The organism is Winogradskyella eckloniae (assembly GCF_013249045.1).
GTDB classification, from domain to species: Bacteria; Bacteroidota; Bacteroidia; order Flavobacteriales; family Flavobacteriaceae; genus Winogradskyella; species Winogradskyella eckloniae.
Window position 1 is genome coordinate 167,010 of sequence record NZ_JABRWP010000001.1, and the last position, 20,923, is coordinate 187,932.

Below are 20,923 nucleotides of genomic sequence, written 5' to 3' on the forward strand. Positions count from 1 at the left end.
ATCTAAACTATCAATTTTAAATTGATACTGCATGAGTCAATCTCACTCACATACGCATTTACATGGACACGATTTAAATGGTCGTAATCTTTTAATTTCAATATTTTTAAATATAGCGATCACTGTAGCGCAAGTTATTGGTGGTTTACTTTCTGGAAGCTTGGCTTTATTGAGTGATGCACTTCATAATTTTAGTGATGTCGTGTCTTTAATTATTAGTTATATCGCTAATAAATTAGTAAAACGTAAAGCCTCTTTAAAACGCACATTTGGATATAAACGCGCCGAAATTTTAGCCGCTTTTATTAATGCATCTACATTAATTGTAGTCGCTGTTCTTCTTATTATTGAAGCTATAAAACGCTTTCAACATCCACAACAAATAGAATCTAATTTGGTTATTTGGTTATCTGTAGTAGCTATATTAGGCAATGGTTTTAGTGTCTTATTATTAAAAAATAATGCTAATGCTAACATGAATATGAAAAGCGCTTACTTACATCTATTAACAGATATGATGGCAAGTGTCGCAGTTTTGGTTGGTGGTCTTTTAATGAAGTTTTATCAAATTTGGTGGATAGATAGTGTACTTACGTTTTTGATTGCTTTGTATTTAATTTGGATGGGTTTTAAATTATTAAAAGCATCTACAAAAGTTTTAATGTTATTTACACCAGATTCAATTCCGGTAGATGAGATTGTCTCTCAACTTAATAATTTTGAAACAATAAATAATGTACACCATGTGCATGTTTGGCAATTAAATGAAGACGAAATACATTTTGAAGCACATGTAGATTTTGAAAAAGATATTTCATTAACAGAATTTGATGTTATTCTTAATAAAATTGAAGATTTCATCTATGATAAATACGATATCAATCACGTAAATATTCAACCAGAATTTGGAAAAAGTGATACCAAAGATATTATTGTACAAGATTAAATATGATAACAATTAAAATAAGCGCATTTAACGCGCTTTCTATCGATGAACTATATAGTTTACTGCAATTAAGAAGTGAGGTCTTTGTAGTAGAGCAAAATTGTGTTTACCAAGATATTGATGGCAAAGATCAAAAGGCATTGCATGTTTTAGGTTTTAAAGCTGATAAATTAGTGGCTTACACACGTATTTTTAAACCAGGCGATTATTTTAAAGCTGCAAGTATTGGTAGAGTAGTAGTGCTAGAAAATGAAAGAAAACATAGTTATGGTTATGATATTATGAAGGCTTCAATAAAGGCCATAAAAATGCATTATAATACTACTGAAATAAAAATTTCTGCTCAATTATATTTAAAACAATTTTATAATAATCTCGAATTTAATGCAATAGGAGAGACGTACTTAGAAGATGGTATTCCGCATATTGCTATGATGCGTTCGTAGTTTTATAAGACCTTATTTTTTTTCGTAAATTTTAGTCACTAAAATTTCTACACGTCTATCTAATTCTGGTTCACCTCCTAATGGAAATTTACGTCGCATTCCGGCAAATTTCATTCTGTAAGGTTTTACACCTGCTTTCACTAAATAATCATATATGTATTTGGCGCGAGCCATAGAAAGATTTCGTTTTTTAGTTTTACGATCAATAGCATCTCTTGTACCTTCTGTACAACACACATGGCCTTCTATTGTAAAATAAACATTAGTACGTTCAACTAAAACTTCTGCAATGCCGTCTAGCACTAATTTAGATTCTTTGGTTAAATAACTATAGCCAGTTCTAAACAATAAGTTTTCTAATAAAATTTTATCGCCTTCTTTTAATTCACCCTTTAAAATATCTTTAGTATTAGGTTTTTCGGGCTTTTCTTCTACAGGTTTTGGAGGATAAACTGGTGTTACAATAATTTCAACTTTACGGTTTAGTCCTCTTATTTTACTAAGATTTTCTTCGTGAATTACATTAACTAAAATTTCACCTTTACCATCTACATTGGTAATTACAGATTCATCAAACTCATTGTTAGAAAATACTTTTTTTATAGATTCTGCTCTGTTTTGAGATAATACAAGATTATAATTATCACTTCCTCTATCATCTGTAAAACCGTAAATAGATATTTTTGCAATATCAATATCTTCAATTTCAGTTAAAAAGAGTAATAATCTACTGTGTTCTGTTTCTGGAATTTCGTGTTTATCAGTGTCAAAATAAACCTCATGTTTCAATTCTTCTTGGGAAAAAGAGAGTTGAACGCATAACATCAAAAAGATAACTAGGGACTTCATTTAATAATAATTTTCTTACTTACAGAAAATGTTTATGACGCTAAATATAGAAAAAAATTACGTTTATCTCAAAATACCAGCGTATTGTGATGGATTGTTAAGTATATTTAATGCCTTTTTTATTTCATTATTGTGAATTAAATAATAGCTATATAATCCTTCACTATAAAAATAACGTTTAATAATTTCGTCTGTAAGTAATGTTTTTAATTGTGTTTTATTGTCATCAATAGCATTAGATTTGTATGCTAATAGTGCTGCAGTTAAATCATTAAATTCTGAATTAATTGCAGTATCTAATTCTTCTTCTTTTGCTACATTAATGGCATTTGTTAAGGCTTTTTCGGTTTTAGTTTCAAAATTAAAACCGCTTGTTTTTATATAGTCTTTAAATTTTTTAAATTCTGAATCTGATAATTCAAACGTCTTTAAATCGTTAACACTGTTATTATAATAATAGCGTGTTGCATAGTTAAAAATTAAGTTTTCATTAGATATAGCCTTAGAAATTGGTGTTTGTTTAGCAAATTCTACTTCAATATCTGGTTGTACGCCTCCACCATCAAATACGTTTCTTCCATTTTTGGTTTTAAATGCATTGTAATTTTCTTGTTTGGTACGTGTTGCATTACCATTTTCGTCTCTATTCCAATAGTCTAAAGCTTGTATACAGCGACCTGAAGGTGTATAGTATCTAGAAATTGTTATTTTCATTTGGGTACCATAGGTTAAAGGTTTAGGGCGTTGTACTAATCCTTTTCCAAAACTTCTTGTACCTACCACAACAGCTCTATCCATATCTTGTAAGGCACCAGAAACTATTTCACTTGCTGACGCGCTTTTTCCATCTATTAATACTACGAGTGGAATTTCTGTATCAATAGGTTCGCGTTTGGTGTAATAGGTTTTATTATATTTTTTCACTTTAGACTTGGTCGTTACCACCAATTGATCTTTTGGTACAAAAATATTGGTAACATTTACCGCTTCATGTAGTAAACCACCAGGATTACCTCTTAGATCTAAAATAAGTTGTGTTGCACCTTGATTTTTTAAGGCTTTAATTGCTCTAATTGTTTCAGAAGAAGCTTTAGCATTAAATTTTCTAAGAACCACATAGCCTGTCTTTTCATCTACCATTGCATAATGAGGAACCGCTTTTATTTCTAAAGATTCTCTTATGATTTTTACTGTATTTGTTTTTCCTTGACGTTTATATGTAATAGAAACTTCCGTACCTGCAGCGCCAAGTAATAAGTTGGCTGCATCATCTTTAAAATCGGCCACTATAACTTTGTCTACTTGAATGATTTCATCGCCTGCTTTTAGTCCTGCTTTATCTGCTGCATAATTTTGATAAGGTTCTACAATCACTAATTTATCTTTTAGCGTTAAAACTTTAGCACCAATACCTGTATAATCTCCAGCATTATTAATTCTAGAGGCTTCTACATCTTGTTCGTTATAAAATTGAGTATAAGGATCTAAATCATCTAACATACTTTTAATGGCAGTATCCATTAAACTACCAGGATTGGTTTCATCAACATAATTCATGTTAATTTCCTTAAATAAGGTTGTAAATATTTCTATCTGTTTGGCAATTTCAAAGAAATCATTTTTGAATGCAGTTGTACCAAAAAATAGGAGTACAGCTAATGCTGGAAATAGTATGTTTTTACGTAACATTTTTTTCATGTGTAAATTTTTATTTTCCTGTTGTCACTAAAACCTTTTTATATAAATAACAAGATGACATTAGTTAGAAGTTTTGTCTTTAAATTTTTTGAACAACAATTTCATACTACCATTAAGTTTATCAAAAGTTGTGCCTTCTTTACTAAGATACAAAATCATAAACGCAAAAGACGTGGAACTATTGTTAAAATATAAGGGTTTATTTAGTCTATATGCTTCACGCAGTAAACGCTTTATTTGGTTTCTAGACACGGCTGTTTTATGCAATCGCTTACTCACAGATACTCCTGTTTTGAGTAAAGAACCATCATCAAATTCAGTTTTGAGATATATAAGTTTTAGTGGATAGGCAGTTACGGCCTTTCCTTCTGTAAAAAGCTGTTCTATTAACTTTTTACTTTTAAGCTTATCTTTTTTTGAATATTTAAAGTTCACGCCTTATTGTCTAGTTTAACAAAAATAGAATTGTATTTGTTACAAGCAACGATTTGGATTAATTATATTAAAAAACCATATCAAATGATATGGTCTTAAATGGTTTATTAGATTATTTTTTGATGAATAGCCTTAGTTCATACGATTATAATAGGTGACTAAGTTACCGTATACTTTTCTTAATTTTAATGGTGAACCAGAAGCTGCAATTGAAGGATGTGTTATGCCATAATCAAAATCATTCTTTTCAATTCGTTCTATTAATTGTCTTGTTTCTCTAATAAAAGAATTCCCTTCTCTGATAAAGGTTGGTAAAAAACTTTTTGCAATACTCGTTTTTCCAAATTCTTTTGTCTTTTGCGTTTCGTCTTTATTTTGCGATTCTAAGGCGTTGTGTACCGTTCTAAAATCAGCGAGTTTTGCTTTTAATTCTTTGATATCTATGGATTTTAAGTTTTCTCCATCTAAGTTACCAATGACATCAAATACCTGATCTGCTTTGTTTAATTCCATCATAAGGTTATATCTAATTAGCTCACCATTTTCTTTGTATTTATGAGCTTCAAATTCCTTAAGACTATTTTGTAATCCTTTAAAGTTAACGTACATAAGGTCATAACTTTTATAGTAGTTTTCAAAAGCCTTTACAAGATCTTTATGTAAATCTTTACCTAGTGCAAAATCATCATCTTTATAGTCTTGTTTTTGATAGTATGAATCTGCCTTATCTAAGGTAGTTTGTAAATACGTAGCATCTTTTAAAACTGCTTTCATTAAGTCATCTACTTCTTCAATTTCTGGGTATTGAGCAATTGCTTTTTCTAGTTTTTCTAGTTCAGAATTACTTAATGTGGTTACGCCTCCAATTCTTTTACTATTGGCAGATGGTCCTTTTTCGTAATCTGCCCATTTAAAATATCGCTCATAAGAATTGCCTACATTTTTATCAAAACGGTTCCCAAAGCCAATGTATATATTGTATTTATCTATAAATTCTTTGGTTTCAAATTTATTTAAGGTTTCAGCGCTGACGCGTTCTGTTGTGGCAGCTTTTTTCTCTTCATTACAACTGGTTACAATACTTAGTAAAACTAAACAGGATAATATTAATTTTTTCATGGTTTTTATAGTGTTAATTACAGTGTAAAATTAATTGTAATACAAAGTCTACTAATAAGCTAGAATGGCGATTTTGGTATCCCAAAATTCAGGGATAAAAAAACCTCATCGTTATGTGATGAGGTTCTTTAATTTGAAGTATGTTTTTGAAATTAGTTTATGGTCAACGTGTTATTTTCTCGTTTCACATCTGCCATCATTTGAGAGGCATCAATCTCTACCGATTTTACTTCTTTATGTGTTGTGAAAGAATACGTTGGCATTGCCCAAGCCCAATCTTTAATAATTGTCGCTGAGGTTGGTTTTTCGCCGCGCATCATTTGTAAAGGAATATAAAATTCTTCTGTTGTACCATCTACATAAGTGACTGAAAGGTCTATAGGCATTGGCATTAAACCAATACGTTCTAGTGTAATTGTGTTAGTTTCTATTGCGTTTACCGCATAATCAATAGTATTTGTAGTTTGTGCAAAATCTATAAAATACCAATCGAGTTCAAAATCTGTTATGCGTTCTGCAGTACGTATGATATCAAATGGTTTTGGATGCTTAAATGAAAAATTATCAAAATAAGATTTAATCGTTTTATCTAAATTATCTTTACCTATTACATAGCCCAATTGTGCTAAAAAAACAGCACCTTTATTATACGCAGCAGCACCATATACTTGATTAAATTGATACCTATCTGAATGTGTGGTTAACGGTTGTTCGTACCCAGAATTAGCTAAACCGATATAACCCTTATAGGTACGTGCAAGAGGATTAGGGTTTTTATCATCTTTAAGAGCATTCATCGCTAAGGTTGATATATAGGTTGTAAAACCTTCATCCATCCACTCATGTTTGGTTTCGTTAGAGGCTAATAAAAATTGAAACCATGTATGTGCTAACTCATGTGCTGTAACACCTAATAAGCTGCCGTATTTACGTTTTCCGGTAATTAGTGTACACATGGCATATTCCATTCCGCCATCACCACCTTGTATTACTGAATATTGGTCGTATGGATATTTACCTACGTTTTCACTAAAGAAATCCATTAGCATAGCTGTTTCTGCCGGAAGTTTTTTCCAATTGTCTAAATACTCTTGCTCTAAATCTTTTTTATAATAGAAATGAAGCATGGGACCATTTGGCATTTGTAGTGTATCATGTATAAAATCTGGATCTGCAGCCCAAGTAAAATCATGCACATTTGGTGCTAAAAAATGATGCGTTTTCTTTCCTGATTTTTTTGTTGGTTCGCCTTGTAGATAACCTGTTCCACCAACCACATAATCTTTATCTATGGTTAATTTTACATCAAAATTTCCCCATACACCATGGAACTCTCTTCCTATGTACGGATCTGCATGCCATCCTTCGTCATCATATTCTGCTAATTTAGGATACCATTGCGACATAGATAAAGCGACACCTTCAGCGTTATCTCTTCCAGAACGACGAATCTGAATTGGTACTTGCGCATCAAAATCCATATCAAAAGTTACTTTTTCACCAGGTTGTATAGGTTGGCTTAGTTTTACTTCTAAAACAGTACCAACGGTTTCATAACTAATAGCGGTTCCATTTTGTTTTAGAGAATTAACTTTAATATAGCCAATCTCATTGGGTTGAAGCTTACTAATACGATCACTAATTTTTGGACTAGGATCTTTTATGGTAAGCGAGCGTACATCCATTTCACTTCCTGGTTGAAATGCATTAAAATACAAATGGTAATACACGCGGTTGAGTACATCTGGAGAATTATTAGTATAAACCAATTTTTGCTTACCCTTATATTGGTGATTTTTGACATTCATATCTATTTCCATAGTATAGTCTACATGTTGCTGCCAATAACTTTGAGTAAGGTTAGGAGATGCTGTTATATTTTCGGTTATAGGATTTGATGCACCACAAGCTGTAAAAAGGACTAGTGAAAAAAGGCTAACTAAGAAATGTCTCATAAAACTTGATTTAATTAGAAACTATTATTTATTGATATTAAACGAAAATGAGTTACTAAGTCATTACAACTTAATAACTCATTTTACAGGATTATAATGGACGTATTAACTACATTTTTGAAGCTAATATTAACGCGTTATAAGCGTTTACAATACGTCCTGTTTTAGATAATTCTGAAAAGGATTTTATATTAGAAGCATCACCACCTACAACAACTTTAGTCGTTAAAGGTAAACCAGATTCTAAGATCACTTGTTTTACCTGTGCAGCTGATAATTTAGGATAATAAGAACGTACTAAAGCAGCAACACCAGCAACAGCAGGTGAAGCCATAGATGTTCCGCTTATACTTTTATATTCGTTTTCTGGGAAAGTAGAATAGATGCCAGAACCTGGAGCAAAGACGTCAACATTCTTCTTTCCGTAATTAGAAAATCCTGAAACCATTTTAGATCCATATTTAGAGGTTAAAGAACCTACTCTAATATACGTGTTAGAGACCTCAACAAAATCTACATTATCATCAGGAAAATTAGGTTCTACATCAATATTTTCGCTAGAGTTACCTGCAGCATGTACAAAAACCACATCGTTATCTGATGCATATTTAATAGCATCTCTTACCCATTCTGAATGTGGAGAAAAAGACTTACCAAAACTTCCGTTTATTACTTGTGCACCATTATCTACGGCATATCGTATAGCTAAAGCGACATCTTTATCGTATTCATCGCCATTTGGTACAGCTCTAATAGACATTATTTCTACATTGTTAGCAACACCATTTGCACCTAAACCATTGTTGCGTTCTGCAGCAATAATACCAGCAACGTGTGTACCATGTGATTCTGATTTTTTAACAGGCTTCACGTTTCCGTTACCATAACCAGTATCTGATAAGTTGTTAATATCATCTCCAGTTTTACGACCAGAGAAATTTTTATTTAAATTAAAATTTAAACGCTCATTGATACTCTCTAATGCATTGTTAATTTCTACATTAGCGTCTGCCAAAGATAAACCATTAGCATTCATTTGATTTGCAATTTGAATGGCTTGAGATAGCGATTCATCTTCCGTTTTTATAGCATTGACTTCTTCAAGTGTATAGTCACTTTTACCTAAATGTTTAGTAAGCGTTTCATGAGCGCCACTCACGGCTTGTGCTATTTGGTCGTACTGTGCTTTACGACCAGACCATAATTGGTAATCTTTATCATATTGCGCTTGTGCAGCCGCATAGCTAGGATTAGACGTGTCTCCAGACGCAATAATTCTTACAAATTCTAATTGCTCATCATAGGCATCACCTAAAAAATTCCAACCATGAACGTCGTCTACATAACCATTTTTATCATCATCAATTCCATTGTTTGGTTTTTCTCCTTTGTTGGTCCAAAGTACACCATCTAAATCTTCATGATCAATATCAATACCAGAATCGATAACAGCAACAATAACTGTTTTTCCTTTTTTGTTATTAATGATTTCAGCGTAAGCTTTATCTACACTCATACCAGGAATTGTATCTTTTACAAGATCTAAGTGTCCCCAATTTTCTTTTTCAGCATCAGTTAATGCCGTAACTTTTAATGGTGATGTGTCAATATTTTCAATTGGAGTAGAAATAATATCTCCTGTACCACAGCCTAGAAATAAGGTTCCTGTAAATCCTAAATAGGCAATTAATTTGTAGTTAAATTTCATTTTTTTTTTAATGTTTAAAGCTTTAGTTAAATAGTGTGTTAGTTGTAAATGTTTCGTTAAGTCTTACACCTTTTTCGGTGTGTTTAACCGTAATAATTTCATTATGGGCATCATGTTCTAAAAATAGATAGAAATTGTGATCTGCTGCCATGTTCAAAAATAATTCTTTTTCGTCTAATGTTAACAAAGGTCTTGTATCATATCCCATTACAAATGGAAGTGGTAAGTGACCAACTGTAGGTAATAAATCTGCCATAAAACAAATGGTTTTTCCTTTGTATTGTATCATCGGAATCATTTGTTTTTCTGTGTGGCCATTGGCAAAGAATATATCAAATCCTAATGCCGAATTTTTTAATATGTTTTTTTCAGGAACGTCAGTAAATTTTAATTGACCACAAGCTTCCATAGGTAAAATGTTTTCTTTTAAAAATGAAGCTACCTCACGTCTGTTCGGTTCTGTTGCCCATTTCCAATGTTCAGAATTGCTCCAAAAATGTGCATTTTTAAAAGCAGGTTCGTAACCTGTTCGGTCTTTGTTCCATTGAATACTTCCTCCACAATGATCAAAATGAAGATGCGTCATAAAAACATCAGTAATATCGTCTCTGTGAAATCCGTATTGGGCTAAAGAACTATCAATACTAGCATCACCATATAAAAAATAATAGCCATAAAACTTATCACTTTGTTTATTTCCCATACCTGTATCTATGAGAATAAGCCGATTTCCGTCTTCAATAAGTAAGCATCGTGCTGCAATATCTATCATGTTATTATTATCTGCCGGATTTGTACGTTGCCATAATGATTTGGGTACAACACCAAACATAGCACCACCATCTAGTTTAAAGTTTCCGGCATTAATAGGATATAATTGCATGTAAATAAATATTGTAAAGTCTTGCAAATTACTAAAAGCGCTAAAACTAATTGTTGTTAGTTACAATTAATTATAGCATTTTTAACAAAATAGGGATTTGTTATCTATAATCTCATAGAAAAATAATTACATTTAGGGCTAGGATCTCCTCAAACAGAATTTTAAACAGTATGTCAAAATCTAAAAAAAACAATTTATTAAATTTTGGGCGCGACTTTAATCCAGATCAAAAAGTAATTTTAAGAGATTATTTAGCTATAGAACGTACACGTTTGGCAAATGAACGTACCCTCTTATCATATATTCGCTCTTCTCTGTATTTGTTATTAGGAGCTATTGCACTTTATCAACTGAAAGAATTTGCAAATTTTGAATATCTAGCCCTTGTAGCGCTCGTTTTTTGTGTCATTTTTTTTATCATAGGTGTGTATAGATTTACACTTTTAAAAAGAAGTTTAAAGAAACTGTATTATAATGCTGAGCAAAATAAGAAGCATTAATACTAAAAAACAGACCTAAGTTTAAGATTTTAAACAAGGTTTAAACCTATAGTTAGCTGTTCGGTTAAATGCCTTTAAAGCACTTATCATTTTAAAAGGCATATAGGTATTAAAGTATTAAGAGCACTTTAATAATTATATATATTTAGTATTTTCACAAAAAATGTAATAAATGTTAGAATTAGCAGGAATAATAATACTTGGTATATTGGCGCAATGGGTAGCTTGGAAATTTAAAATTCCGGCGATTTTACCACTTATATTAATTGGTCTTTTAGTTGGCCCAATAGCAGCAGAATTTTTAAGTGCAGATGGTACTAAATGGATAGAGCCTATTTGGAATGAAACCGAAGGTTTATTTCCTGGTGAAAGCCTCTTTTACTTTGTATCATTAGCCATTAGTATTATACTTTTTGAAGGTGGTTTAACGCTAAAACTAAACGAAATTAAAAATGTTGGTCCTGTTATTACCAAGTTAATTACCGTTGGTTCTTTGGTTACTTTTTTTGGCGCAGCGATTGCAGCGCGTTATATTTTTGAACTTAGTTGGGAGATTTCATTCTTGTTTTCTGGTCTTATCATTGTTACAGGTCCTACAGTAATTACACCTATATTAAGAAACATACCATTAAAAAAAGATGTCTCTGCCGTTTTAAAATGGGAAGGTATTTTAATAGATCCAATTGGTGCATTAGTTGCCGTATTGGTTTTTGAATTTATTAGCGTTGATGCTGGAGGCGAATTCACTAAAACAGCGTTAATAGAATTTGGTAAAATTGTTTTATTTGGGTCTACATTTGGCTTCACGTTTGCACATGCATTAAATTTTATTTTGAATAAAAAATGGGTCCCTCATTATTTAATGAATGTCTTTACGTTAGCAGCAGTTTTAGGCGTTTTTGTATTGTCTGACGCCTTTGCTCACGAATCTGGTTTATTGGCTGTAGTTGTTATGGGAATGGTCTTAGGGAATTCTAATTCGCCACACTTAAAAGATATTTTATATTTCAAAGAATCTCTGAGTGTACTGCTTATTTCAATACTCTTTATATTATTAGCTGCGAATATTAATTTTAATGAATTACTATTAATTTATAACTGGAAAACAGCGATCCTTTTCTTAGTTATTGTCTTTTTAATAAGACCAATTGGTGTGTTTTTAAGCACCATAGGATCAACATTAAAATTCAACGAAAAACTATTTATTAGTTGGGTTGGTCCTCGAGGAATTGTGGCCGCAGGTATTGCCTCACTTTTTGGTCTTAAGTTGGCAAGTAAAGGGGTTACAGGTGCAGAATATATAACACCATTAGTATTTGTAATTGTATTAGGTACCGTTTTACTTAATGCTACTACGGCAAGACTGTTTGCAAGATTAGTTGGTGTGTTTTTAAAGAAATCTAATGGTATCTTAATTGTTGGAGCTTCTAAAGTTTCAAGATTATTGGGTCATTATCTAGAATCTAATGGCAGACATGTGGTGCTTATAGATAGTAATCAAAATAATATTAATAAAGCTAAAGAACTAGGCTTAGAAGCTATTAATACAAATATTTACTCAGATGCATTAACGGATAATATAGAACTTAACGATGTTGGTTATTTAATGGCAATTACCGGAAATTCTGATATTAATAAATACGCTATCAATAAATTTAGAAAGCAATTTGGAGAAAATGGATCGTTTAGATTAGTCACTTCAGATGAAATTAGTAATCCAGATGTCAATCCATCCGAAGGGTTATTTTCTCCTACAGATGATTACACTTCATTATTAGAGGTTACAAGAAAATATCCTTCCATACAAGAAATAGATATTGAAGATAAAGTACAGTATAAAAACCTTATAGAAATCACCAATAAGAACAAGGATATTATTCCTTTATTTATTAAAGATGACGAAGGGGAATTACATATCATCTCTTCATTTAATAAAGACATAAAAGACATAGGAGATAAAAATAAATTGGTGTATTTGGGTAAGCCATTTGATGTAGAAAAAGTGGTGCATGAAGATGATAATTTACCTGATGCTCCTAAAGAATAAAGCATAAAAAATCCCTTTGAAAAAAGGGATTTTTTTATAAAAGTCAATTAATTTATTTAATCATTTAGCTTTAAAACAGCCATAAACGCTTGCTGAGGTATTTCTACGTTACCAACTTGGCGCATACGCTTTTTACCTTTTTTCTGCTTTTCCAATAACTTACGTTTTCGAGAAATATCACCACCATAACATTTTGCGGTTACATCTTTACGTAAGGCTTTTACAGTTTCTCTGGCAATAATTTTTGCGCCAATAGCAGCTTGTATAGGAATATCAAATTGCTGACGTGGAATAAGTTCTTTTAACTTCTCACACATCTTTTTACCAATATTATGAGCATTATCTGCGTGAATTAATGCCGAAAGCGCATCTACAGGTTGTGCGTTTAATAAAACATCTAATCTTACGAGTTTAGATACCTTCATGCCAATTGGAGAATAATCAAAAGAAGCATAACCTTTAGAAACGGTTTTTAGACGATCGTAAAAATCGAAAACTATTTCTGCTAAAGGCATTTCAAAAATTAACTCAACACGTTCTGTAGTTAAATACGTTTGGTTAACAATCATACCACGCTTTTCTATACAAAGACTCATTACGTTACCTACAAAATCTGCTTTGGTAATAATGGTAGCTTTAATAAAAGGCTCTTCAACTCTATTAACCGTTGTAGGTTCTGGTAAATCACTAGGATTATTCACTATAAAAGGAACATCTGGTTCTTTGTTGGTATAGGCATTATACGATACGTTAGGTACGGTTGTAATAACCGTCATATCAAACTCACGTTCTAAACGTTCTTGAATAATTTCCATGTGCAGCATTCCTAAGAATCCACAACGGAATCCAAAACCTAAAGCCGCAGAACTTTCTGGTTGAAACACCAAAGACGCGTCATTTAGCTGCAATTTTTCCATAGAGTTTCTTAACTCTTCGTAATCTTCTGTATCAACAGGATAAATACCAGCAAATACCATTGGTTTTACATCCTCAAAACCTTCAACAATATTGGTTGTTGGATTTGCAAAATCGGTAATCGTATCACCAACTTTTACTTCCTTAGCTGTTTTTATTCCTGTAATTAAGTAGCCAACATCACCAGCTTTTACACTTTGTTTAGGAACTTGGTTAAGTTTTAAAGTACCCACTTCGTCAGCAAAGTATTCTTTTCCTGTAGCAACGAATTTAATTTTTTGTCCTTTTTTAATTTCACCATTAAACACCCTAAAGTAGGTTTCAATACCTCTAAATGTGTTATAAACAGAATCAAAAATTAAAGCTTGAAGCGGTTCATCTGTATTACCTTCTGGTGCTGGTATGCGTTCTATAATTGCTTTTAAAATATCATCTACACCAAAACCTGTTTTTCCACTGGCATGAATCACTTCTTCTGGATCACAACCAAGCAGATCTACAATATCATCAGTAACTTCTTCTGGGTTTGCACTTGGTAAATCTACCTTGTTTAAAACCGGAATAATTTCTAAGTCATTTTCTAGTGCTAAGTACAAGTTAGAAATGGTTTGTGCTTGTATGCTCTGTGCCGCATCAACAATAAGTAAAGCGCCTTCACAAGCCGCAATAGATCGAGATACTTCGTATGAGAAATCAACGTGACCAGGAGTATCAATTAAGTTAAGTACATATTTTTCACCTTCAAATTCATAGTCCATTTGAATAGCGTGCGATTTTATGGTTATACCACGTTCGCGCTCTAAGTCCATATTATCTAAAAGTTGAGCCTGTTGCTCCCTTGCTGTTACTGATCCTGTATAATCTAGTAAACGGTCTGCCAAGGTACTTTTTCCGTGGTCAATATGTGCAATAATGCAAAAGTTACGTATGTTTTTCATGTCTATTTATAAGGCAATGAACTCAGAATATAACGAGTTCTAATATGTAATTTGCAAATATAATCGATTTCTTGTGCTTTAAACTATCAATTATTACAATTAAACACTACTAATTACGGTAAAACCACATTAATATGTAAAAAACAATTAATATATTGACGGTCAATTTATTTTAATGATTTATAATTTTCGTTTATTCGTTTGTTTGTTGTTTTTAGTGCCTAAATCATTACTTTGGGCACAAGAGTCTTCAATTTCAGGACAAGTAGTGGATTCTAATAGCCGTCCCATTTCTTTAGCGAATGTGGTTATCTTTAGTGAAGACGGTCAGTCTTTTTTAAAAGGAACCTCTACCGATGATGAAGGTTTTTTTAGTATTACTAATCTTTCTACTGAAATGTATGTAGTAAAGATTAGCTTCATTGGTTTTGAAGAATTTGAACAAAAAATTATACTTACAGGGAACTTAGATTTAGCAAAAATTCAGCTTCATGAAATTTCCGAAAGTTTAGACGAAGTTACTATTGTTGCTAAGAAACCAACCGTAACGCGTAAGCCAGATCGACTTGTTTTTAATGTAGAAAATACAGCTTTAACAGAAGGTTCTACACTTGGTGTTTTAAAAAGCACACCTGGCATTATTGTTTCTGAAGGCAGTATTAATATTAAAAGCGCACCAGCAACCGTTTTTATAAACAATAGACGTGTACAACTTACCTCTGACGAACTGATTACGTTACTAGAAAGCGCACCTGCAAACAGTATAAAATCGGTTGAGGTCATTACAAATCCGCCAGCTAGTTATGATGCAGATTCTGGATCTGTAATTAATATAATAATGAATAAAAACCTAGTTACAGGCTATAGAGGAAGTGTATTTGCGAATTATACGCAAGGTGTTTTTCCTAGATATAATGGCGGAACAAGCCATTACTTTAAAAACAATAAAATCAATCTTAATTTAAATTATAGCTATTCTCAAAATAAAATAAATAGAGACCAAGACGATACAATTAATTATTTAGATGATTTAAACGAAATTGACCAAATTTGGAAATCTAATATCAACAGAAATACATGGTCGCAAACCCATAACTTAAACCTGAATTTTGATTACTACATTGATGATAATAATACATTAAGTCTTACAAGTACAGGATTATACACACCTTATTATAAATATATTGTAAGAAATAAAACGGATATTTTTGATGAGAATTTTGCGATGCAAAATAATTTTACTGCAGATAATTTATCTAGAGATAATAAATACAATATTGGTACAGATTTAAATTTTAGACATAGTTTTAAAAATGGTGCAAGTCTTGTATTAAATGGTCATTATACAATTTATGATTACACAAGAGATCAAAACGTGTTTACGCGTAATTTTGATGCCAATGACGTTTTTGAAGATAGCTCAGAATTTAATACCTATGCCAATCAAAAAACCAATATCATTAATGGTAAAGTAGATTATAGTTTACCTATAAATGAAACATCGAGTTTAGATATTGGCGCCAAATATGCTAATGTAAATACTGAAAGTGATATAACCAGGTTAGATATTGTTGGAGGAACAGAGGTTTTAAATACAGATAACTCAGATGCTTTTAATTATGATGAAAATGTATTAGCAGCTTATTCAAACTATTCAAAATCTTGGGATAAATGGGAATTAAGTGTTGGTCTTAGAGTAGAACAGAGTCATATTGAAGGTACATCTGTTACTTTAGACGAAACCAACAAGCAAGATTATTTAGATTGGTTTCCTAATGCGAGTTTATCACACCAAATATCAGAATCCGTTGGTGTTACTGCTAATTACAAACGAAGTATTACAAGGCCAAGTTACAAGGACCTAAACCCGTTTACATTCTTTTTAAATGAAAACAATGTAGTTCTTGGTAATCCTAATTTAAATCCGACGTATAGAGATTATTTTTATTTAGGAATTAACTTCTTAGAGAATTTTACGATATCAACATATTATAGTAATTACGATGGTGATATTGTAGAGTTACCACGCCAAGATAACGCTACCAACATTATTGCGTACACACCAACCAATCTCGATAAAAAAGTAGAGTATGGGTTTGATTTAGAATATATCGCAGCACCAGCAAATAATTGGGATTTATATTTTGTGACCTCTTTTTACAATATCGCTGAAGAAGCTAGTTTTGTAGAAGGTTTTGCTGAGCAAAATCAATGGTCTAATTACAGTGTTTTATCTAACAGTTTCGCTTTCTTAGAAGATCGAAGTTTAAACGCCAGTTTAACCTTCACTTGGGTTGGTAAAAACTTACAGCAATTTCAGACTATAGAAGATAGATTAGTGTCAGAACTAAGTGTGTCTAAAACTATTTTAGATAAAAAAGGGATAATCACTTTAGCTGTGGAAGATTTCTTCAATCTTCAAGATTTTAAGTCAAGTACACGTTATTTAAACCAATCTAGCTTTGGTAGTGTTGATACCGACAACAGATTTATTAAACTTGGTTTTAGATACAAATTTGGTAACACTAAACTATCAACGAACGAGCGCACTACAGATGCTGAAGAACGAGAACGACTTTAATCACTAGTCTTGCCATTCTGCAATAAACAGGTTAGTATCGCGTCCACCACCATTATTTCTATTAGAAGAAAATGCTAAATATTTACCATCGTTAGAAAACACTGGGAATGCATCAAACGTTTCGCCATGTGTTACACGTGTTAAATTCTTTCCATCAATATCTATTAAATATAGGTTAAATGGAAAACCGCGTTCTGCTTCAAAATTAGAAGAGAATAAAACCTTATCTCCAGAAGGATGAAAAAACGGACTCCAATTGGCATTTCCTAAATCGGTTAATTGCCTTAGCTCAGAACCATCTGCATTACAAATATATAGTTCCATTTCTGTTGGCTGAACTAAACCTTCAGCCAGTAAGTCTTTGTATTCTTTAATGTCCTCTTCAGTTTTTGGTCGAGACGAACGGAAGATTAATTTACTACCATCTGGTGAGAAAAATGCGCCTCCATCGTAACCTAATTCATGCGTTATTTGTTTAACATCACTACCATCAATATTCATGGTGTATAATTCTAAATCGCCACTTCTTGTAGATGTAAATACAATTTTATCGCCTTTAGGAGATACTGTAGGTTCTGCATCATAACCAACCTCATCCGTTAATTGCTTTACAATATTTCCTTCTAAATCAGCAACAAAAATGTCATAGCTATCATAGATTGGCCAAATGTATTTTCCGTCTTTTTTGAGAGGCGTATCAGGACATTCGTCTTGTTTTAAATGCGTAGAGGCATAGATAATATGTTTATTATCTGGTAAGAAATATGCACATGTTGTTCTCCCTTTTCCGGTACTTAGCATTGGTGGTGCAATACTATCTGTAAAGGTTTCGTTAGCATTCATTAAAAACATTTGATCACAACCAACACCCCATTTTACGTTGTTAGATTGAAACACCAATTGCTTATCGTCAAAGCTCCAATACGCTTCTGCATTGTCGCCTCCATAAGTCACTTGTCTCATAGATTTGAAATGGGTTTCTTCTGGGTAGATTAATGAATCGTATTTTTTTGTAGCACCAGAAGTGGTATCTGTAGTAGCATCTTTAGCGTTAGAACGGTCATTTTTACAAGATGAAAACGTGACTAAAAGAATTAAAATAACAGTGAATCTGTTCATATTGAAAGAATTATAATAAATGGCTATTAATACCTAATTTTGTGTAAAAATAAGATTTACCGATGAAATGAGCCACATTCTATTTTTGAAATTACTTTAAATATTAATGGCGAATTACATTTTACCGAAATAATTAAATAGGTGTTTTAAAATGAAAAAATTAATATTATTATTCCTTTTCGCAGGCGTGTTATCTTGTAAAAACAAACCCAAAGTTGCTGAAAATAAGATTAAAGACGACGTTACTTATTTAGCTGATGATAGGCTTGAAGGTCGACAAACCGGAACCCAAGGTGAAGTTATGGCTTCAAAATATCTTACAGAACGATTTACCACAATTGGGCTAGAACCTAAAGGCACAGATGGATTTTTACAATCATTTTCGTTTAAACCAAAAACCGATCCGCATAGTGAGGTAGAATTTACAACCAATGTAGACAGCACAATTACAGGTCATAATGTTATTGGTTTTATAGATAATAAAGCGAAAACGACCATTGTAATAGGTGCGCATTACGATCATTTGGGTTTTGGAGGCGAAGGGTCTTTGTTTAGAGGCGAAGAAAAAGCGATTCATAATGGTGCTGATGATAATGCAAGTGGAGTAGCAGTAATGCTAAATTTGGCAAGCCGATTAAAAGTGAAAAACGACCAAGCTGAAATTAAAGACAAAAACAACTATTTATTTATGGCGTTTTCAGGAGAAGAAATGGGATTATTAGGTTCTAATTATTTTTCAAAAAACCCAACGATTGAAGCCGCATCTATTAATTATATGATTAATATGGATATGGTTGGTAGAATGAAAGCGGATAGCACTTTAGCTGTATACGGAACAGGCACTTCACCAATGTTTAAACAAACGTTAAAAGCTAATAACGATAAATTTAAAATCGTAGAAAATGAAAGTGGCGTAGGACCAAGTGATCACACCTCTTTTTATTTAATTGATATTCCGGTTTTACATTTTTTTACAGGCCAACATGAAGATTATCACAAACCAGGTGATGATGCTGAAAAATTGAATTACGAAGGGATGCATCTTATTTCAGATTATATTTATAGTATTATCTCTGATCTCGATGATAACGGCGAATTAGCCTTTAGAAAAACTAAAAATGAAAGTGAAGAAACACCGCGTTTTAAAGTCGGTTTAGGTGTTGTACCAGATTATTTGTTTGATGGGAAAGGCATGCGAATTGATGGCACAAGAGAAGAAACTCCAGCGGTAAATGCCGGACTACAAAAAGGCGATATTGTTGTTAAATTAGGCGATAGTACAGTCACAGATATGATGAGTTATATGAGAGCATTATCTGTTTTTGATAAAGGTGATGAAGCCGCAATTTCTGTGAAAAGAGGCGATAACATCATTAATACAAAAGTTGAGTTTTAGAGGATACCAACCTTGATTTCATAAAGAGCGCATGTAAGTATGATAAAATTAGTCCGAGTTTTTTTCTATCTCATAGTAGTGTTATTTATTGGAGATGTAACGGACTTGTTTCAAACCAAACTTAGCATTTTTAAAAGTTTCATTTATTACAGCATATTACTTTTACCAATTCCTCTTTTAATAATGGAATTAAAAGCACATTGTTCTGAACCAATTTTGAGAAAGGCCATTCCAATACTTACTATAGTTGGACTTGTATATTTAAATCCGTTAAAACTATTTTTTAATATCCAGCCATGGCAAACCCAACAGGTTATTCTTATTAATGAAAATTATGAAAATCATAAAGTAGAACTGCAATCTAAGGATGTTGGAGCATTGGGATATGCCAAACGAAAGGCAGAAGTTTTTTATTTAAGCTCCTATTTTTATATCGTACTATCAAAGTCCTACGACGACAGAAATTTCATGGGAATTAACTGGAAAAGAATAGACTCAAAAAAATAATGTAGATTTGTGGTTTAACAAGAAATTAAATTCCCAAACATTATGAAAAAGCTTTTATCTCTATTTTGTCTTTTTACTTTATTAACAGCCTTTACTTGTGAAGATGAGCCATTAGATGATGGTATTAATTCAGGTTCAAATAATGGTGATACTAATGTGGCTTTAATAGGATCTTGGGATTTAACGGATTTTAACGTTACATTACAAACGTCTACAGAGTTTAATGGATTAGGTATTTCCTCAGATATTGAGATTCAAAGTATAGAAGAAAATTATGTACTAACATTTACAGAAAGTAGTTTTACTACAAATGGAAGTTACACTTATGATACTGATATTATTGTAAACGATGAACCTGCCGTTTCAGAATCATATACGTTAGAGAATGTAAGTGGTAGTGGTATTTATTCTACTAGTGGAAACGTAATGACAGTGGATGGTTCATTTTTTGAATTTGAATTTGAAGGCATGGAAGATTCTGTTTTAGAAGGCGAACAAACAGGAACATTTGCCATTTCCGCAGATGGACAAACACTAACGTTTTCTCAAGATGAAACCGTATCTCAAACCGATCCTACAACAGGTACGGTAACTACAAGTGCAACAAGCTCTACATCTGTTTGGACCAAGCAATAGTGTGATTTTATTTTGTCTAGGTTGCCATATAAACTTAGGTCATCATACTACCGCAAATTCCCAAACTAATAATAACATATACAGCAGCTAAAATAAATAAAACTTTAGCTGCTTTTTTATTCTTCTTAAGTACTACGAAGCCAATAATGCCAAGTAAAATTGCAGGACCAAACATAATGGCAACGATTAAAACGATTAAGCCATCTAAGTTCATTCCTCCTGTTGCTTCTAATACTGTTGTCATA

General features: G+C 32.1%; 18 protein-coding genes. 8 read left to right on the top strand and 10 right to left on the bottom strand.

Going from position 1 to position 20,923, the window contains the following annotated elements; genetic code table 11:
* Positions 1 to 31: 31 nt before the first annotated feature.
* Positions 32 to 946, top strand: a complete 915-nt coding sequence (locus HNV08_RS00810; protein WP_173279215.1) for a cation diffusion facilitator family transporter — start codon at positions 32 to 34, stop codon at positions 944 to 946.
* Between the two features lie 2 nt (positions 947 to 948).
* Positions 949 to 1,392 (top strand): GNAT family N-acetyltransferase, encoded by a 444-nt coding sequence (locus HNV08_RS00815; protein WP_173279216.1) that lies wholly within the window; start codon positions 949 to 951, stop codon positions 1,390 to 1,392.
* A gap of 12 nt (positions 1,393 to 1,404) precedes the next feature.
* Here HNV08_RS00815 and HNV08_RS00820 read toward each other — a convergent pair whose 3' ends face one another.
* From HNV08_RS00820 to HNV08_RS00850, 7 genes are all read right to left on the bottom strand, one after another.
* Complete coding sequence (locus tag HNV08_RS00820; RefSeq protein WP_173279217.1) at positions 1,405 to 2,241, bottom strand: OmpA family protein; 837 nt, start codon at positions 2,239 to 2,241, stop codon at positions 1,405 to 1,407.
* Positions 2,242 to 2,304: 63 nt separating this feature from the next.
* Complete coding sequence (locus tag HNV08_RS00825; RefSeq protein ID WP_173279218.1) at positions 2,305 to 3,939, bottom strand: S41 family peptidase; 1,635 nt, start codon at positions 3,937 to 3,939, stop codon at positions 2,305 to 2,307.
* A 60-nt stretch (positions 3,940 to 3,999) separates the two neighbouring features.
* The gene (rnpA, locus tag HNV08_RS00830) at positions 4,000 to 4,374 is read right to left on the bottom strand and encodes a ribonuclease P protein component (RefSeq protein WP_173279219.1); all 375 of its coding nucleotides are present in this window, start codon (positions 4,372 to 4,374) and stop codon (positions 4,000 to 4,002) included.
* A gap of 132 nt (positions 4,375 to 4,506) precedes the next feature.
* Complete coding sequence (locus HNV08_RS00835) at positions 4,507 to 5,493, bottom strand: YiiG family protein (protein ID WP_173279220.1); 987 nt, start codon at positions 5,491 to 5,493, stop codon at positions 4,507 to 4,509.
* Between the two features lie 152 nt (positions 5,494 to 5,645).
* Complete coding sequence (locus HNV08_RS00840; protein WP_173279221.1) at positions 5,646 to 7,448, bottom strand: M1 family metallopeptidase; 1,803 nt, start codon at positions 7,446 to 7,448, stop codon at positions 5,646 to 5,648.
* A gap of 109 nt (positions 7,449 to 7,557) precedes the next feature.
* Positions 7,558 to 9,156, bottom strand: coding sequence for a S8 family serine peptidase (locus tag HNV08_RS00845; protein WP_173279222.1), 1,599 nt, complete (start codon positions 9,154 to 9,156; stop codon positions 7,558 to 7,560).
* Positions 9,157 to 9,178: 22 nt separating this feature from the next.
* The gene (locus HNV08_RS00850) at positions 9,179 to 10,039 is read right to left on the bottom strand and encodes an MBL fold metallo-hydrolase (protein WP_173279223.1); all 861 of its coding nucleotides are present in this window, start codon (positions 10,037 to 10,039) and stop codon (positions 9,179 to 9,181) included.
* Positions 10,040 to 10,209: 170 nt separating this feature from the next.
* Between HNV08_RS00850 and HNV08_RS00855 the strand changes: the two genes are divergently transcribed.
* Complete coding sequence (locus HNV08_RS00855; RefSeq protein WP_173279224.1) at positions 10,210 to 10,539, top strand: DUF202 domain-containing protein; 330 nt, start codon at positions 10,210 to 10,212, stop codon at positions 10,537 to 10,539.
* Between the two features lie 172 nt (positions 10,540 to 10,711).
* Entirely contained in the window at positions 10,712 to 12,586 is a 1,875-nt protein-coding gene (locus HNV08_RS00860; RefSeq protein WP_173279225.1) for a cation:proton antiporter domain-containing protein, read from the top strand.
* A 56-nt stretch (positions 12,587 to 12,642) separates the two neighbouring features.
* Here the strand turns inward: HNV08_RS00860 and lepA are convergent, their stop codons facing one another.
* Positions 12,643 to 14,439, bottom strand: a complete 1,797-nt coding sequence (gene lepA, locus HNV08_RS00865; protein WP_173279226.1) for a translation elongation factor 4 — start codon at positions 14,437 to 14,439, stop codon at positions 12,643 to 12,645.
* A gap of 175 nt (positions 14,440 to 14,614) precedes the next feature.
* Between lepA and HNV08_RS00870 the strand changes: the two genes are divergently transcribed.
* On the top strand, positions 14,615 to 17,020 hold the full coding sequence (locus tag HNV08_RS00870) for a TonB-dependent receptor domain-containing protein (protein ID WP_173279227.1): 2,406 nt from the start codon (positions 14,615 to 14,617) through the stop codon (positions 17,018 to 17,020).
* A gap of 3 nt (positions 17,021 to 17,023) precedes the next feature.
* Here HNV08_RS00870 and HNV08_RS00875 read toward each other — a convergent pair whose 3' ends face one another.
* A complete protein-coding gene (locus tag HNV08_RS00875) occupies positions 17,024 to 18,139 on the bottom strand; it encodes a TolB family protein (RefSeq protein WP_173279228.1) in 1,116 nt (371 codons plus the stop codon).
* Between the two features lie 151 nt (positions 18,140 to 18,290).
* On the opposite strand from HNV08_RS00875, the gene HNV08_RS00880 reads away from it, so the two are divergent.
* Genes HNV08_RS00880 through HNV08_RS00890 form a run of 3 tightly spaced genes read left to right on the top strand, consistent with a single transcriptional unit; the run spans position 18,291 to position 20,678 of the window.
* On the top strand, positions 18,291 to 19,535 hold the full coding sequence (locus HNV08_RS00880) for a M28 family peptidase (protein WP_173279229.1): 1,245 nt from the start codon (positions 18,291 to 18,293) through the stop codon (positions 19,533 to 19,535).
* A gap of 39 nt (positions 19,536 to 19,574) precedes the next feature.
* Complete coding sequence (locus HNV08_RS00885; RefSeq protein ID WP_173279230.1) at positions 19,575 to 20,042, top strand: hypothetical protein; 468 nt, start codon at positions 19,575 to 19,577, stop codon at positions 20,040 to 20,042.
* A gap of 42 nt (positions 20,043 to 20,084) precedes the next feature.
* Positions 20,085 to 20,678 carry a hypothetical protein gene (locus HNV08_RS00890; RefSeq protein WP_173279231.1) on the top strand — a complete coding sequence of 198 codons (594 nt, stop codon included), beginning with the start codon at positions 20,085 to 20,087 and terminating at the stop codon, positions 20,676 to 20,678.
* 34 nt (positions 20,679 to 20,712) lie between these two features.
* Here the strand turns inward: HNV08_RS00890 and HNV08_RS00895 are convergent, their stop codons facing one another.
* On the bottom strand, positions 20,713 to 20,922 hold the full coding sequence (locus HNV08_RS00895) for a hypothetical protein (RefSeq protein WP_241697153.1): 210 nt from the start codon (positions 20,920 to 20,922) through the stop codon (positions 20,713 to 20,715).
* Position 20,923: the final 1 nt, after the last annotated feature.

What these genes read in the sequence shown, in the direction of transcription:
- HNV08_RS00810 (WP_173279215.1), top strand. Translation starts at nt 32, where the DNA reads ATGAGTCAATCTCACTCACATACGCATTTACATGGACACGATTTAAAT.
- HNV08_RS00815 (WP_173279216.1), top strand. Translation starts at nt 949, where the DNA reads ATGATAACAATTAAAATAAGCGCATTTAACGCGCTTTCTATCGATGAA.
- HNV08_RS00820 (WP_173279217.1), bottom strand. Translation starts at nt 2,241, where the DNA reads ATGAAGTCCCTAGTTATCTTTTTGATGTTATGCGTTCAACTCTCTTTT.
- HNV08_RS00825 (WP_173279218.1), bottom strand. Translation starts at nt 3,939, where the DNA reads ATGAAAAAAATGTTACGTAAAAACATACTATTTCCAGCATTAGCTGTA.
- HNV08_RS00835 (WP_173279220.1), bottom strand. Translation starts at nt 5,493, where the DNA reads ATGAAAAAATTAATATTATCCTGTTTAGTTTTACTAAGTATTGTAACC.
- HNV08_RS00840 (WP_173279221.1), bottom strand. Translation starts at nt 7,448, where the DNA reads ATGAGACATTTCTTAGTTAGCCTTTTTTCACTAGTCCTTTTTACAGCT.
- HNV08_RS00845 (WP_173279222.1), bottom strand. Translation starts at nt 9,156, where the DNA reads ATGAAATTTAACTACAAATTAATTGCCTATTTAGGATTTACAGGAACC.
- HNV08_RS00850 (WP_173279223.1), bottom strand. Translation starts at nt 10,039, where the DNA reads ATGCAATTATATCCTATTAATGCCGGAAACTTTAAACTAGATGGTGGT.
- HNV08_RS00855 (WP_173279224.1), top strand. Translation starts at nt 10,210, where the DNA reads ATGTCAAAATCTAAAAAAAACAATTTATTAAATTTTGGGCGCGACTTT.
- HNV08_RS00860 (WP_173279225.1), top strand. Translation starts at nt 10,712, where the DNA reads ATGTTAGAATTAGCAGGAATAATAATACTTGGTATATTGGCGCAATGG.
- lepA (WP_173279226.1), bottom strand. Translation starts at nt 14,439, where the DNA reads ATGAAAAACATACGTAACTTTTGCATTATTGCACATATTGACCACGGA.
- HNV08_RS00870 (WP_173279227.1), top strand. Translation starts at nt 14,615, where the DNA reads ATGATTTATAATTTTCGTTTATTCGTTTGTTTGTTGTTTTTAGTGCCT.
- HNV08_RS00875 (WP_173279228.1), bottom strand. Translation starts at nt 18,139, where the DNA reads ATGAACAGATTCACTGTTATTTTAATTCTTTTAGTCACGTTTTCATCT.
- HNV08_RS00880 (WP_173279229.1), top strand. Translation starts at nt 18,291, where the DNA reads ATGAAAAAATTAATATTATTATTCCTTTTCGCAGGCGTGTTATCTTGT.
- HNV08_RS00885 (WP_173279230.1), top strand. Translation starts at nt 19,575, where the DNA reads ATGATAAAATTAGTCCGAGTTTTTTTCTATCTCATAGTAGTGTTATTT.
- HNV08_RS00890 (WP_173279231.1), top strand. Translation starts at nt 20,085, where the DNA reads ATGAAAAAGCTTTTATCTCTATTTTGTCTTTTTACTTTATTAACAGCC.
- HNV08_RS00895 (WP_241697153.1), bottom strand. Translation starts at nt 20,922, where the DNA reads ATGACAACAGTATTAGAAGCAACAGGAGGAATGAACTTAGATGGCTTA.